The following is a 14,245-nucleotide window of genomic DNA, read 5'->3' as shown; positions in this document are numbered from 1 at the left end:
TTATTTTTTATGTCTGCCTTCCAGGTTCAAACCAATATCGGCAAGGGTTTTTCCTTTTTCCTTTAGCAACACCAGTAAATGGAATACCAGGTCGGAACTCTCGTTGACGAAATCTTCATCGGTTTCATTCAACGCAGCAATTACAGTTTCCACGCCTTCTTCACCAACTTTCTGTGCAATCTTATTGAGACCTTTGCCACGCAGTTTGTTGATATACGATTCTGCTAAAGGGTTTTCATACCTGTCGGCAATGATCTGTTCCAGTTCAAAAATAAAGTTCTGGTTATAGGTTGTTTTAAAGCAGCTGCGGGAGCCGGTATGGCAGGTAGGGCCAACCGGACTGGCCTTAATCAGTATCGTATCATTATCGCAGTCAATATGGGTCTCCTTTACAAAAAGGAAATTACCGCTTTCTTCCCCTTTAGTCCACAGCCGGTTTTTGCTGCGCGAAAAGAAGGTAACCTTGCCTTCGGCCTGTGTTTTGTCCCAGGCCTCCTGGTTCATATAGCCCAGCATTAAAACCTCAAGGGTCTGCACGTCCTGTATAATTACAGGTACCAGACCCTGTGTTTTTTCGAAATCTATGTTCATAACCTTACCGGTATGTTGTGTTTTTTTAATTCTTGTTTTAAAAGTGGAATCGGGATTTCCCCGAAATGGAAAACAGACGCTGCCAGGGCTGCATCAACACCTGTCCCTAAAAATACTTCGGTAAAATGGGCTACTTTTCCTGCGCCCCCGGAAGCAATAACAGGTATGTTGATCGACTTTGAAACCTTGTCCAATAAGGGACAGTCGAAACCATTCTTGGTACCATCATGGTCCATAGAGGTCAGCAGGATCTCGCCTGCACCCAGGTTTTCGGCCCTGAGTATCCAGTCTTCCGTCTCCAGTTCTGTAATCAGTCTGCCGCCGTTCAGGTGCACCATATTGCGTCCATCAACCAGTTTAGTGTCTACAGCAACCACCACAAACTGAACTCCGAAAGCCCTGGCTAAGTCTTCAATTAACGCAGGGTTCCTTACTGCTGCGGAATTGATGCTGATCTTATCGGCGCCTGCATTTAACAGGGCCTCGGCATCGGCTATGGTTGTGATGCCACCACCAATGGTGAAGGGTATGTTCAGTTGTCTGGCAACGGCCTTAACCATTTCTATGGTGGTGCCCCTGCGTTCATGCGTAGCGGTAATGTCCAGAAAAACCAGCTCATCAGCTCCCTGCTGCGCATACTGCCAGGCCAGCTCCACCGGATCGCCGGCATCTTTAAGGTCTACAAAGTTTACGCCTTTAACGGTCCGCCCGTCTTTAACATCCAGGCATGGAATGATACGTTTGCTCAGCATCTGTTTACAGCGAGGTCATTTGTTTTAAATTCCACTCTTTGATCTGCTCAATGGTGATCCTGTTTTCGTAGATGGCCTTTCCAACCACAACGGAACGGATGTCGTATTTATCCAGCTCCTCGATGTCTTTCATAGAACTTACACCCCCCGAGGCAATCAGTTTAATGAAGGGCGAGTGTTCAAGAAGCTTTTTATAAAGTTCTATGGCCGCACCGCCCAGCTTACCGTCTTTGTTGATGTCTGTACACAGGAACCTGAAGAAACCCAGCTGCAGGCATTTGTCAACATAGTCCATCAGCTTAATCGGCGAGCTTTCCATCCAGCCCGAGTATTTGATTACTTCGTCCAGTACGTCAATAGCAATTACAATGCGGTTGGCATAATCGTATTTCTTGCCTACTTCCTTGCTCAGTTCCTGTAAGAAATCGGGATTTGTAATGGCCTGTGTACCCACAATCACCCTGTGAATGCCGGCATCCAGCAGGTCCGTTACCTGTTTAATGGTGCGGATACCGCCGCCATACTGCACGCGCATATCTGTTTTTTTGATCACTTCAAACAGTGCTGCCTGGTTGCTGAAGTCACCTTTAGCACCATTTAAATCTATGATATGTATAAATTCTGTACCATTAGACCGGTAGGTCTCTATCATTTCAGCGATGGAAACATCATAAACTGTCTTCTGGTTGTAGTCGCCTTCTGTAAGGCGGACAACCTTTCCATCTAAAATATCAATTGCAGGAATAATGTACATTTTATTGTTTTAAGTTTGAAAAATTCTTTAATAAACGCTCTCCGGCGACACCCGATTTTTCCGGGTGAAATTGAACGCCGTAGAAATTGTCTTTTTGTACGGCTGCAGAAAAAGGCATCCCATAGTTTGCAGTCGCGATGTCAAAAGTAGCGTTATATTCAATAAAGTACGAATGCACAAAGTAAAATTGTGCATCATTTTCAACACCTTCAAACAACAAATTGTTTTGATGGCTGATATTATTCCAGCCCATGTGCGGGATTTTAATCCCCTGATCTTTATTGAACAAGCGTGTTTTTACCGGTACAATGCCCATCAGGCGGGCATTGCCCTCTTCAGAATGCTGGGTCAGCAGCTGCATGCCCACGCATATGCCCAGCACCGGTTTTTTTAAAGCCTTAAGGGGGGCTACCAAACCGGTCTGTTCCAGCTTTTGCATGGCCGCACCTGCATGGCCTACACCCGGAATGATGATGTGGGTATATTTGTCCAGGTCGGTCTCGGTGTTTACCATCCCATAAGCTAGTTTCAGCCTGTCCAAGGCCGATGTCAGCGAAAAGATGTTGCCGGCCCCGTAATTTACAATTCCAATCATTACAGTATTCCTTTAGTACTGGGTAAGACTAACTTATCAGGGTCGCGTTTAATGGCCACTTTTATGGCTTTTGCAAAAGCTTTAAAAATGGCTTCAATTTTATGGTGCTCATTCTCGCCCTCCGCTTTAATGTTCAGGTTGCACCTGGCTGCATCGCTAAATGACTTAAAGAAATGGTAGAACATTTCTGTAGGCATATCACCCACCTTTTCGCGTTTAAATTCAGCATCCCACACAATCCAGGCCCTGCCGCCAAAATCAATGGCCGCCTGTGCCAGGCAATCGTCCATAGGCAAACAGAAACCATAGCGTTCCAGGCCAAGTTTATTCCCAATGGCTTTGGCAAAAGCTTCCCCCAGGGCAATTCCCGTATCTTCAATAGTATGGTGCTCATCAATATGCAGGTCGCCATCTGTTTTGATGCGGAGGTCGATACTGCCGTGACGGGCAATCTGGTTCAGCATATGGTCAAAGAAGTTTAACCCCGTATGAATGTCGGCCTTTCCCGTTCCGTCCAGGTCTATCTCGATACTGATTTTGGTTTCATTGGTGTTGCGCTCATGGTGTACTGAGCGACTGCCCGCCCTTAGGAAAGTATAGATATCTACCCAGTCCTGGGTTTGCAGGGCAATAACCTCTCCAAGTGTCTCCGCTTTTTCAAGCACTTCATTTGCACCCAGCAGATCATTGTTGCGCAGCCATATGGCTTTAGCACGCAGGTTTTTGGCCAGTATCACATCGTTGATGCGGTCTCCTATAACAAATGAATTCGCCAGGTCATACCCTTCTGTCAAGAAATGCTGCAGCAATCCGGTATTGGGTTTTCGCGTCGGGGCGTTTTCATGCGCAAAGGTTTTGTCGATGATCACTTCGGTAAACGTTACGCCTTCACCTGCAAAAGTATTCATAATGAAATTGTGCACTGGCCAGAAGTTTTCTTCGGGATGCGAAGTCGTACCCAGGCCGTCCTGATTGGTGACCATCACCAGGTCATAGTCCAGTTCCCTGGCGATCTTTGAAAGGTAAAACAAGGCCTTTGGATAAAACTGGAGCTTGGTAAAGGAATCGATCTGTTCATCCTCCGGTTCGGTAATCAGCGTGCCGTCACGATCTATAAAAAGTATTTTTTTCATTTAAGCATTTTAAGCGTTTCTAACAAAGTTTTATTTTCTTCCGGGGTTCCGATTGTAATACGTAGACATCCTTCGCACAGCGTCACTTTAGAGCGGTCTCTGATGATAATTCCTGCTTCAACTAATGAATCGTATGTTTTCAACGCCTCTTCTACCTCAATTAGTATAAAATTCGCATCCGAAGGGTAAACCTTTTTAACCGTAGGCAATGCTGCCAGTTCCCTGCTCAGGTTTTCCCTTTCGGCAACAGTTATTTTAATCCATTCATTTACCTGCTCAATGTTCTTCAAAGCAGCTAAGGCGATGTCCTGGGTAGCCTGGTTAATGTTGTAGGGCGGCTTCACTTTATTCAGCACATCAATTACCGGGCGTGCTGCAAAGGCCATTCCCAAACGCAATGCGGCCAGGCCCCAGGCTTTGGAGAAAGTCTGCAGGATCACCAGGTTAGGATATTCTGTAAGTTCCCTGATGAAAGTATGTTGTTTGGCATAATTGATATAGGCCTCGTCTATCACCACCAGGCCGTTAAAATTGGCCAGTACGGTTTCAATATCTGTGCGGATAATGGAATTTCCTGTAGGATTGTTTGGCGAGCAGATAAAGATCAGCTTGGTGTTTTCGTCAATCGCTTCAGCAATGCCCTCAAGGTCTAACTGGAAGCCGGGCAACAGGTTTACTTTGCGTGTTTCTACATTGTTAATACCCGCCGAGACTTCGTACATGCCATAAGTTGGCGGAAGGATGACCACATTGTCGCGGCCCGGCTCGCAAAAAGCCCTGAACAGAAGATCGATGGCTTCATCGCTGCCGTTGCCCAGAAAGGTATTTTCGATAGGAACCCCCTTGATCTTGCTGATCGCATCTTTCAGGTCGAGCTGCAGCGGATCAGGGTAACGGTTATAATTAACAGCTTCAGGAGTGTCTTTAGTCAACGGAGAGCCATAACTGTTCTCATTTGCATCTAAAAAAATGCTCGCTTGCCCTTTGTATTCGTCCCTCGCAGTAGAGTAGGGGCGAAGGTTTTTGATATTTTCCCTTTGTAATTTATTGATATCCATTTTCTTTCAATCTAATAGTTATAGCATTCTTGTGTGCCTCCAAACCTTCGGCTCCAGCCAGTACTTCTACGGTATTTCCAATGTTCTTTAGCCCTCTTGGCGTGATGTGCTGGAAGGTGATCTTCTTCAGAAAGGAATCCATCGAAACACCCGAGTAAGCCTTAGCAAAGCCGCTGGTAGGTAAGGTATGGTTGGTTCCAGAAGCATAATCGCCTGCACTTTCAGGGGTCAGGTTACCCAAAAATACGGAGCCCGCATTGCTGATCAAAGGAATCAATTGCTCAAACTTATCGGATGCGATGATCAGATGTTCCGGAGCATACACATTGCTGAATTCCATGCCCTGTTCCAGGCTATCAACCAGCACTGCATAAGAGTTTTTGATGGCTTCGGCAGCAATGTCCTGCCTAGGCAGGGCTTTCAGTTGTACCCCGATCTTAGTGAGTGTCTCATCTATAATTTTACTTGAGGTGGCTACTAAAATGGTCTGAGAATCAATTCCATGTTCTGCTTGTGCAAGTAGGTCAGATGCGATGTATGACGAATTGGCAGTCTCATCTGCGAGCACTAAAACCTCTGAAGGGCCTGCCGGCATGTCTATTGCAGTCATGCTTGTTCCCTGTACCAGTTGCTTAGCCTGGGTTACATACCTGTTGCCCGGGCCAAAGATCTTGTCTACCTTAGGAATGCTGGCTGTACCCCATGCCATTGCAGCAACGGCCTGGGCTCCACCCGCCAGGTAAATCCTTTCAATACCCAGCAATGTAGCCACATATGCCAGGTAACAATTGGTCTTGCCATCTTTTTGAGGCGGGGAGCACACCACAATCTCTTTGCAGCCTGCAAGAACCGCTGGAATACCCAGCATTAAAAAAGTACTGGGCAGCACGGCAGTGCCTCCCGGTATGTACAATCCTACCCGCTCTATGGCCCGTGTTTCGCGCCAGCAGGTAACACCGGGCATGGTTTCTATTTTCCCTTCCCTGTATAGCTGGGCAGCATGGAAAGCTTTGATGTTCCGGTACGCAGTGTCGATTGCTGCCTTCGCTTCGGATGGGATGGCCGAGGCAATATTTCTAATTTCCTGCGGATCTATAAAAAGCTGCTCCAGGTTCACCTTGTCGAAGTTCAGGGCATAGTCGAACAAGGCTTTGTCGCCCTCAGCTCTTACCCTTTCTACGATGGTTTTTACCTGCTCCTTTATAGTCAGGTCGTCTTCCAGCTGTCGTAAACATAGGGATTCAACTTCTTGTTTAGTTAAATCTGTATAGTTATAGAATTTCAATGTTTTATGATTTTATATTAACTATTGGTTAATGGTTCTTTTAAGAAAAAAAGAGGTTTAGGCTATAATTTTTTCGATCGGCATTACTACGATTCCCTGGGCGCCGGCAGCTTTTAACCGATTGATCTTTTCCCAGAAATCGTGTTCGGCAATTACCGAATGTACGGCAACCCAGTCTTCATCAAACAGCGGAACTACCGTCGGACTTTTTACGCCGGGCAGGAGGTCGACCACTTTTTTAAGGTTTGATTTCGCCACGTTCAGCACCACATATTTGGTCTCTTTTGCACGCAATACAGAGCGGATCCGTTGCAGCAGTTCCTGAACTTCGGGTAGCAGGTCTGAGCCTTCTTTTCCAATCAGGACTGCTTCCGATTTCATCACTTCAGAGAAAGGTTTTAATCCATTGCTTTTTAGTGTGCCACCTGTAGAAACAATGTCGCAGATGGCATCGCTTAGCCCTAGTCCGGGCCCTATCTCTACCGATCCGGAAATGGTGCGCACCTCAGCATTTACATGGTTTTCTTTCAGGTATTTTTCCAGGATCACAGGATAGGAGGTAGCGATGGCTTTGCCACTCAGCTGCGCAATTTCCGTAATCTGGCTTTCGTTGGGGATGGCAATTTTGAGTGTACATCTTCCAAAGCCTAATTTTTGAAGGTAATTGACTTCCGCACCAGCCTCAACAATTACATTTTCACCCACAATACCCAGGTCGGCAATCCCATCCTGTACATATTCAGGAATGTCATCATCTCTCAGGAAAAGGATCTCCAAAGGAAAGTTGGTAACTGTTGATATTAATGAGCTTTTGTAGTTTTCAAAAGATAAACCACAATTTTTAAGAATTTCTACTGATTTTTCGTTTAATCTACCCGATTTCTGGATAGCTATTTTAAGAGTTTTCAATTTTGCTTTTGCTATTGATGATTATTGATTGAACAAGAAAATAAGGTCGGAAACAAGTTTTGAAGTACAAAACATTACATATACATCGCCAGGTGGCGATGATGGAAATGTAAGTGATGGTTCAAAACAAAGTTCATAAATCCTATAAAGTTCTTTTATCAATAATGGCTAGCATCTTGAAGATGCGGCAAATATAGCCATTGAAATTGCAAATCCAAATAAAATTTGGTTTATTTTATGGCACTTAATTTGATTAGTGGCTTAATAATTCTAAATAGCGTTATTTAATACAGAACATCACCCTTGAAAAAACTATTCCTTTTACTCATCCCCGTTTGCTTGCTGTTCAATGCCTGTAACTGGTTTAAAGAAACTCCTGAAGTAGGGCTTAAGCTGGCAGAGCATTTTGACAATAAACTTTACAAGAAATTTGATACCGCCGAGTACAATGTCATTTTTAAGAGACACTTTGATTCACTGAAAGGTAATTTTTCAAACCCCAATACATTAAAGGCCTTTTACGAGCACCACAACAGTGAACCTGGCCTGGTGACCAGGTTTTTTGCTGGTGGTGCTTTGGATACCCTCAAAAATTACATCAGCCGAAGTGAACAGCATGGTTTCAATCCGGAGATTTTCGGGTACAAGAAACTTAAAGGGCTGCTGGATAAATTATCGGCCAATAAATTTAAAGATATCGCCGAGGTTTATCCTGTGGTGGCCGATCTGGAACTAAATGCGGCAGAGAGCCTGATCAAGTATAACAATTTCGTAAACTATGGTGCTTTAAATCCAAGAAAGCTATTGTCCAGGTACTATGTTGCCGTAAAAAGACCAGATAGCGTAAGCATGACTGCCGTACTGGCTACCAGCGATCTGGAAAAATTGCTTGCAGATATCCAGCCCAGCTCAGTTCAATACAAAGCCCTGCAGGCAGCAATGCTGAGCGGTGCGTATAAGCGGAGCCCGGAACAGCTGAAGGCCATCCTGGTCAATATGGAAAGAATGAGGTGGAAATTACCCGATCTTGGAGATGAACACGTTGAAGTGAATATACCAGATTTTAGCCTGACCTGGTTTAGCGGACAAGATACGCTGAGCCATATGAAGGTTTGTGTGGGTGCTTCACGTGAGAAGGACTATGCCGAAAAAATAAAACTTTACCTAAAATCGGGGAACCTGGATGATAAACCTAAAAACCATGAAACGCCTATATTGTACAGCAAGCTGAATTCGATACAGGTAAACCCTATATGGAACATACCGGTAAGCATTGCCAGGAGCGAAATTTACTGGCAGGCCCTAAGAGATCCTTATTATCTATCCAATAACAACATCAGGGTCTATTATAGAGGTAAGCTGGTGAGCGATCCTGATACGATTCAATGGAACAGGTACCCACGCGAAAAGCTACCTTTTGAGTTTAAGCAGGGATCTGGTGAGGGGAATGCATTGGGTAAGTTTAAATTTATATTCGATAACGGTTCAAGTATTTACTTGCACGATACCAATAATAAAAGCGGTTTTGCCAGGAGCAACAGGGCCATCAGCCATGGTTGTGTACGGGTAGAGAAGCCGCTGGAGTTTGCACAAAACCTGGTTAAAGACAAATACCAGTACGATCAACTGCGGATGGAGGTGAACCTGCCGCCAATTGATACCACTAAAATGGATGTGTACCGTAAAAAAATGGCAAAAAAGGCCGATACCTTAAATGTTTTTCAGTTGAAACCCAAATGGTTTGGTACCAAAAAGCCGGTACCGCTGATCATCAATTACATTACAGCCTGGTCGCAAAACGGAACAATTCAGTTCCGCCCTGATGTTTACAGTTTAGATGAAACTTTGTATGCAGCTATGAAGAAGTTCATGTAAATTGCTAACTTTGTTTTTTAATGAATTTCCTATATCCAGGTTTTCTTTTTGCGCTGTTAGCAATAGCCATTCCTATTGTAATCCACCTGTTCAATTTCAGGAAATTCAAAAAAGTATATTTCAGCAATGTACAATTCTTAAAAGAGGTACAGGAGCAAAATTCTTCCAGGGAAAAACTGAAGCACCTGCTCATCCTTTTCAGTCGTATGCTGGCCATCATTTTTCTTGTATTGGCTTTTGCCAGGCCTTTTATCCCATCGGCTAAAAATAAACAGCAGGGCAGCCGCAATCTGGTTAGTGTTTATATCGACAATTCTTACAGCATGGAAAGCCTGAACAAAGAAGGTAACCTGCTGGATGAGGCCAAACGTAAAGCAAAAGAGATAGCCAATGCCTACGGTATGACCGACCAGTTTAAACTGCTGACCAATGATTTTGAAGGCAGGCACCAACGGGCGGTGAACCGTGAAGAATTCATCAGTCTGCTCGGCGATATCAAAATCAGTGCAGCAACCAGGTCACTGCAGCAGATTATTAACCGGATGGAAACAGATCTGGATGCGAATAAAAATGAAATGAATTACCTGCTTTCCGACTTCCAGAAGAGTTTTGTGGGATCCAGGGCAATGCAGACCAATCCTGCAGTGAATTATTCTTTTATCAGGTTAAATGCAAACAGCTTACCCAATATAGCCGTAGATAGCATATGGAGCCTTTCTCCTGTTCACTTACCCAACCAGGCAGAGCAGCTGGTGGTGCAACTGCACAATTATGGAGATGAGGATGCCTCAGATCTGCCGATAAAGCTGAACATTAATGCACAGCAAAAAGCAATAGGCAATGTTAACATCCCGGCTGGTAAGTCTTTAAAAGATACGCTTTCGTTCAGCGGACTTAAAGTGGGCTGGCAGAAAGGGCACCTGAGCATTAAGGATTTTCCTTTAACCTTTGATGATGAGCTGAACTTTACGTTTAAGGTGGCGCAGGATTTGAAAGTGCTTAGCATTAATGGTAACCCGGCCGAAAAATCCATTAAATCTGTTTTTGCAACAGATGCCTATTTTAAGCTGACAGAAATGCCAGAGTCAAATATCCGGTATATCGATTTTCCGCGGTACAGTCTTATTGTGCTGAATGGATTAAAAGAACCTTCATCCGGCGTGGCGCAGCAGTTGAAGTTATATCTGCAAAACGGTGGTTCGGTGGTGATATTTCCGGATCTGGATGCAAATGCTGCTGCCTACACCTCGTTTTTAACATCCTTGAACTTGCCGGCGGTACAGCAGCTTAATGTAGGACCTCCTATTGCCAGCAGTATAGAACTGAAAAATGCTGTTTTTAAAGACGTCTTTGAGCAGGTACCCCAACAAATGGACCTGCCTCTGGTAAACCGGTATTTTAGTTATGCTGAACGGAATATAGGGAGCAAGGAGCAAATCTTGAAACTGCCTTTAAACAAATTCCTTTTTGCCAGGTACGACCTGGGCGAGGGCAGGGCTTATCTAGCGGCGAGCTCTCTGGATGCCAAAGACGGGAACCTGGCCCGGCATCCGGTGTTTGTGCCCTTAATGTTTAAAATCGCATTTGCCAGCAGCAGGGAGCAGCCTTTTTATTATACGGTTGGAAAAAGTACGGTGCTGGAAAATGCAAAAATAAATCTGGCTGCCAATCAATCTTTAAAGCTGGTCTCTGATCAGTTTGAGGTCATCCCAGAGATCAGGCAAACGCCGGGAAAGACGTTATTGTATGTGGCCGACCAGGTAAAAAAAGCAGGCTTTTACGAGTTAAGAAAGGCTGATTCCGTTTTGTCGGTTGTTGCCTTTAATGATGACCGCCTGGAATCGGACATGCACTATGCCAGTGAAGCGGAATTGAAAGCCCTGTTTGCCAAACAGGATATTGCATTTTACAATGCTAAAAAAGACGCACAGACCATGAATATAGGGTTGAAAAATAACAGCAGCGAGTTATGGAAACTTTGCCTAATTTTGGCTGTTGTTTTCTTGGCCATTGAAATATTACTGATCAGATTTTTTAATACTAAAAAAAATATACAAACAACATGAATCTTCTCCTCAAGGGCGTAACCATTGCCGATCCCGGCAGCAAGTTTAATCAGCAAAAATGTGATGTACATGTAGAACAGGGAAAGATCGCTGCAATGGGTAAGGGCTTGGCTGCAAAGGCTGCTTTGGAAATTGATGGCTCGGGCATGGTACTTTCGCCTGGTTTTTTTGACCTGAACTGTGCCATAGGGGATCCGGGATTTGAAACTAAAGAGGATATCGCTACAGGTACTGCCGCTGCAATGGCAGGAGGCTTTACCGGCCTGGCAGTACTGCCGCATAGCAAACCGGTAGTGCATTCTAAGGCTGAGGTAGCTTATATTGTGAACAAGGCAAAAAACAACTTGGTGGATGTACACCCGGTGGGTGCCATCAGTCAGGAACTGGAAGGTAAAGAGCTGGCAGAACTTTATGACATGAAACAGGCGGGTGCGGTAGCCTTTTCCGATGGGACCAAACCCATCTCAGATGATGGCTTCATGAGCCGTGCCCTGCAATATGCCAAAGGCTTTAATGCCCTGTTGATGGTTTATCCTGAAAACAAGTCGATAGCCGGTAAATCGCAGATCAACGAAAGTAAAAACAGTGTGCTGCTTGGGATGAAAGGTTTGCCTGCCCTGGCCGAGGAAATGCACATCAGCAGGGATATATTCCTGGCCACATACCATGATGCCCCTGTCCACATCAGCAATATTTCTACAGCCGGATCGGTAGCACTGATTAAGAAAGCCAAAAAAGACGGAGTAAAAATTACCTGTGATGTGGCTGCACACCAGCTGGTGTTTACCGAAGACCTGCTGAACGATTTTGACAGCAACTATAAAGTAAAGCCGCCATTGCGTAGTAAAGCGGATGTTAAAGCCTTGTTAAGTGGCCTAAAGGAGGGGATTATCGATGCCATAAGCTCGCAGCACCGTCCGCATGAAATAGAATTGAAAGATGTGGAATTCGAGATTGCGGCCTATGGGATAATCGCGCTGCAAACTGTGCTGCCCTTGTTGCTGAAAGCCGGACTGGATGCGGGGCAAATTGCCGAGAAACTCTCCATAAATCCGCGCAAGCTACTTGGCCTGCCTGTACCTGTAATAGAAGAAGGTGCTGAAGCCAATTTCACCCTGTATAATCCGGCTGAAGAATGGTTGTACAATGCAGAAAACAATTTCTCTAAATCGGGTAATTCTCCACTTTTGAATAAAAAACTAACCGGTAAAGTAAGACTGGTATACAATAATAAACAAATACAATCGTATGGATAATCATGTAAAAACAGCGCTAATTGCGTCGTTAGATAGGTTTGGTGCCGTTTCTGGTAAGGATCCGCTTGCGCTGGAGGAAAGTTTGATAACTGTGTTCAGCAAAGACATCGGCTTTCTGGAAAAAGTGGAAGAGTTTGACGGGGCTTTTGATGAACATCCGGCTTTTGAGGAGTTAAGAGAAGTGTTTTTTGATTTGCTGATGATCAATTTCTTCGCCAACGATGTCAAAAAACTGGAAGAAGATTATCTGGATTCTGAAGAATGGGCGGATATAGAAGAAGAAACGATTGACCGGGGAACGGAATTACTGAACTTGCTGCTATATATCAACGAGTGCCATGATGAAAAGATCAAACCAGAACTGGACGATTTTCTTAAAGAGTTCCTGCTGGTAGAAGAAGATGAGTTCCAGGACGAATTTCATATTTATGAAGACCTGATCAGTAACCAGCAGCTGGTAGACAGCAGTGTTGAGGACATTTGCAGTCATGCCGGAATGATTGAACTGGGTGAAGAGATGGAAGAACTTTTTGTGCCATTCATGGTTTTCTTTCACCAGCCAAAGGCCAACGATCAGGTGCTGAAAGACCTGGAGGTTTATAGTGCCAATAAGGAATTTGATGTTGCAGTTTATACTTTAATTGCTGCATTTAATGTAGCTTAAATCCAAACAAGACCATGACGACGCAAACTTTAGAAAATTTAAAGCCCGAGGCGGCCAAAAATGGAATAGGATTAGGACTTATTTCACTGGTGCTGGGTGTAATATCTGCCTACCTGCTGGTAAATGCATCTTCTATGATGGCCATTTTTCTGATCCCCATCCTGGTTGGCCTGCTGATCCCCCTTGGCGTGGCCATATATTTCTGCATAGACCTCAGGAAAAAGATCGGTGGTTTCTGGAACCTGCGGCAAGCCACCTCTGGTATATTTATCATGTTTTTGATCGCCTATGTGATCTCCACAGCAGGAAACCTGGTTTTTACCAAATTTATTGAACCAGATATGGCAACAAGCATCCAATCTACCGTTATTGATGCAACCTCCGAAATGATGCAAAAACAGGGAATGGAGCAGGAAGCTATTGATAAAAAAATAGAAGAGATGAATGCTGATTTTGAAAAGAAAGCACATGGTACAGTGATGCAGAATATACAGGGACATGTGATCGGTATCATCATCGTTTTTGTATTTGCGCTCTTGTTTGGTGCCATTTTCAAAAAAGAACGCCCGCTGGCTGTATTTGAAGAATAGACTTCATGAAAGCATTAAAAGCCTTCCTTCTAAACAGAAAGAAGGCTTTTTTATTTAACAGGTTCCCTAAGTATGGTTTTTAACTTTTCCGGGGCAGTCTTGTTAAAGTCGGAGAGATAAATCTCATGATGGTCGCCATTTTTCTTTAAGCCTCTGGCCAGCATAAAATCCATCATGATCTGCAGGGTCTCCGGTTCATTGGCAAAAGGACCGGTGTGCAGCATTTGCACAACTTTACCTTCATGCATCTGGTAAAGTTCTACATCGGCCGCCAGCCGGATTTGTTTTTTGCTGATGATCTGTTGTACTGCAACCGCCAGCTGTTCACTGGTCACGTAGTCGGGCATACGGATCAACATGCGGTAATTCCACTCGCTGCGGGGTACAGTCAAAGGCGTTTCATGAATGGGGAGACCGGCATATTTTTCCTCATCAAAATTCCAGAGACCTTCGAGTTTGGGCACAACAAAATCTTTGCTCAAAGCTTTGTTCATAAACTTTATCGTATACGCGGTAGCATAGAGGGCCTGAATCCTATCCAGGTAGGGTTTACCTGAGGGATCTCCCTTGCCTCTTATCGCTAAAAAATGTGCAGCTGGTATATCCAGCAGCTGAGGTTGGCTGGTAGCGCTGTAATACGCTTTGTGCTGTTTTGTCAGATCTAATTTTTCCATTGTTCCGGTTATTTTAGGCAAATAAATGGAGGAGCACTGACAA

At 44.5% G+C, this 14,245-nt stretch carries 14 protein-coding genes; 5 read left to right on the top strand and 9 right to left on the bottom strand.

The annotated features are described in order from the left end of the window. From hisIE to hisG, 8 genes are read right to left on the bottom strand one after another with little or no spacing between them, the layout of a single operon-like run. Positions 1-591, bottom strand: coding sequence for a bifunctional phosphoribosyl-AMP cyclohydrolase/phosphoribosyl-ATP diphosphatase HisIE (gene hisIE, locus B9A91_RS04045; protein ID WP_084237122.1), 591 nt, complete (start codon positions 589-591; stop codon positions 1-3). Further along, positions 588-1,343, bottom strand: a complete 756-nt coding sequence (hisF, locus tag B9A91_RS04040; RefSeq protein ID WP_084237121.1) for an imidazole glycerol phosphate synthase subunit HisF — start codon at positions 1,341-1,343, stop codon at positions 588-590. The genes hisIE and hisF overlap by 4 nt, the downstream gene beginning before the upstream one ends. 4 nt (positions 1,344-1,347) lie before the next feature. Next, the gene (gene hisA, locus B9A91_RS04035) at positions 1,348-2,097 is read right to left on the bottom strand and encodes a 1-(5-phosphoribosyl)-5-[(5-phosphoribosylamino)methylideneamino]imidazole-4-carboxamide isomerase (RefSeq protein WP_084237120.1); all 750 of its coding nucleotides are present in this window, start codon (positions 2,095-2,097) and stop codon (positions 1,348-1,350) included. 1 nt (position 2,098) lies between these two features. After that, the gene (gene hisH / locus B9A91_RS04030; protein ID WP_084237119.1) at positions 2,099-2,692 is read right to left on the bottom strand and encodes an imidazole glycerol phosphate synthase subunit HisH; all 594 of its coding nucleotides are present in this window, start codon (positions 2,690-2,692) and stop codon (positions 2,099-2,101) included. Then, complete coding sequence (gene hisB / locus B9A91_RS04025; RefSeq protein WP_084237118.1) at positions 2,692-3,825, bottom strand: bifunctional histidinol-phosphatase/imidazoleglycerol-phosphate dehydratase HisB; 1,134 nt, start codon at positions 3,823-3,825, stop codon at positions 2,692-2,694. The genes hisH and hisB overlap by 1 nt, the downstream gene beginning before the upstream one ends. After that, on the bottom strand, positions 3,822-4,883 hold the full coding sequence (hisC, locus tag B9A91_RS04020; RefSeq protein WP_084237117.1) for a histidinol-phosphate transaminase: 1,062 nt from the start codon (positions 4,881-4,883) through the stop codon (positions 3,822-3,824). The genes hisB and hisC overlap by 4 nt, the downstream gene beginning before the upstream one ends. Further along, entirely contained in the window at positions 4,870-6,168 is a 1,299-nt protein-coding gene (gene hisD, locus B9A91_RS04015) for a histidinol dehydrogenase (RefSeq protein ID WP_084237116.1), read from the bottom strand. Before hisD ends, hisC begins: the two co-directional genes overlap by 14 nt. A 57-nt stretch (positions 6,169-6,225) precedes the next feature. Beyond that, positions 6,226-7,077, bottom strand: coding sequence for an ATP phosphoribosyltransferase (hisG, locus tag B9A91_RS04010; RefSeq protein ID WP_084237115.1), 852 nt, complete (start codon positions 7,075-7,077; stop codon positions 6,226-6,228). A gap of 303 nt (positions 7,078-7,380) precedes the next feature. Between hisG and B9A91_RS04005 the strand changes: the two genes are divergently transcribed. The 5 genes from B9A91_RS04005 to B9A91_RS03985 are packed head-to-tail and all read left to right on the top strand — an operon-like array spanning position 7,381 to position 13,528. Then, positions 7,381-8,952 carry a L,D-transpeptidase family protein gene (locus B9A91_RS04005; RefSeq protein ID WP_235012455.1) on the top strand — a complete coding sequence of 524 codons (1,572 nt, stop codon included), beginning with the start codon at positions 7,381-7,383 and terminating at the stop codon, positions 8,950-8,952. A gap of 20 nt (positions 8,953-8,972) precedes the next feature. Further along, positions 8,973-11,018: a BatA domain-containing protein gene (locus B9A91_RS04000; protein ID WP_084237114.1), complete on the top strand. Its 2,046-nt coding sequence runs from the start codon at positions 8,973-8,975 to the stop codon at positions 11,016-11,018. Then, the gene (locus B9A91_RS03995; RefSeq protein WP_084237113.1) at positions 11,015-12,274 is read left to right on the top strand and encodes a dihydroorotase; all 1,260 of its coding nucleotides are present in this window, start codon (positions 11,015-11,017) and stop codon (positions 12,272-12,274) included. The genes B9A91_RS04000 and B9A91_RS03995 overlap by 4 nt, the downstream gene beginning before the upstream one ends. After that, positions 12,267-12,938 (top strand): hypothetical protein, encoded by a 672-nt coding sequence (locus B9A91_RS03990; protein ID WP_084237112.1) that lies wholly within the window; start codon positions 12,267-12,269, stop codon positions 12,936-12,938. Before B9A91_RS03995 ends, B9A91_RS03990 begins: the two co-directional genes overlap by 8 nt. A gap of 14 nt (positions 12,939-12,952) precedes the next feature. Beyond that, the gene (locus tag B9A91_RS03985; RefSeq protein WP_084237111.1) at positions 12,953-13,528 is read left to right on the top strand and encodes a DUF4199 domain-containing protein; all 576 of its coding nucleotides are present in this window, start codon (positions 12,953-12,955) and stop codon (positions 13,526-13,528) included. A 50-nt stretch (positions 13,529-13,578) separates the two neighbouring features. Here B9A91_RS03985 and B9A91_RS03980 read toward each other — a convergent pair whose 3' ends face one another. Next, positions 13,579-14,202 (bottom strand): GyrI-like domain-containing protein, encoded by a 624-nt coding sequence (locus B9A91_RS03980; protein WP_084237110.1) that lies wholly within the window; start codon positions 14,200-14,202, stop codon positions 13,579-13,581. Positions 14,203-14,245 lie beyond the last annotated feature (43 nt).

Origin of the sequence: Pedobacter africanus (assembly GCF_900176535.1) — a bacterium.
Taxonomy (GTDB): Bacteria; Bacteroidota; Bacteroidia; order Sphingobacteriales; family Sphingobacteriaceae; genus Pedobacter; species Pedobacter africanus.
The sequence above is the reverse complement of the archived record's forward strand: the minus strand, read 5'-3'. Positions and strand labels throughout refer to the sequence as shown.

What these genes read in the sequence shown, in the direction of transcription:
- hisC (WP_084237117.1), bottom strand. Translation starts at nt 4,883, where the DNA reads ATGGATATCAATAAATTACAAAGGGAAAATATCAAAAACCTTCGCCCC.
- hisF (WP_084237121.1), bottom strand. Translation starts at nt 1,343, where the DNA reads ATGCTGAGCAAACGTATCATTCCATGCCTGGATGTTAAAGACGGGCGG.
- B9A91_RS03980 (WP_084237110.1), bottom strand. Translation starts at nt 14,202, where the DNA reads ATGGAAAAATTAGATCTGACAAAACAGCACAAAGCGTATTACAGCGCT.
- hisH (WP_084237119.1), bottom strand. Translation starts at nt 2,692, where the DNA reads ATGATTGGAATTGTAAATTACGGGGCCGGCAACATCTTTTCGCTGACA.
- B9A91_RS03995 (WP_084237113.1), top strand. Translation starts at nt 11,015, where the DNA reads ATGAATCTTCTCCTCAAGGGCGTAACCATTGCCGATCCCGGCAGCAAG.
- hisA (WP_084237120.1), bottom strand. Translation starts at nt 2,097, where the DNA reads ATGTACATTATTCCTGCAATTGATATTTTAGATGGAAAGGTTGTCCGC.
- B9A91_RS03985 (WP_084237111.1), top strand. Translation starts at nt 12,953, where the DNA reads ATGACGACGCAAACTTTAGAAAATTTAAAGCCCGAGGCGGCCAAAAAT.
- B9A91_RS04000 (WP_084237114.1), top strand. Translation starts at nt 8,973, where the DNA reads ATGAATTTCCTATATCCAGGTTTTCTTTTTGCGCTGTTAGCAATAGCC.
- hisB (WP_084237118.1), bottom strand. Translation starts at nt 3,825, where the DNA reads ATGAAAAAAATACTTTTTATAGATCGTGACGGCACGCTGATTACCGAA.
- hisIE (WP_084237122.1), bottom strand. Translation starts at nt 591, where the DNA reads ATGAACATAGATTTCGAAAAAACACAGGGTCTGGTACCTGTAATTATA.
- B9A91_RS03990 (WP_084237112.1), top strand. Translation starts at nt 12,267, where the DNA reads ATGGATAATCATGTAAAAACAGCGCTAATTGCGTCGTTAGATAGGTTT.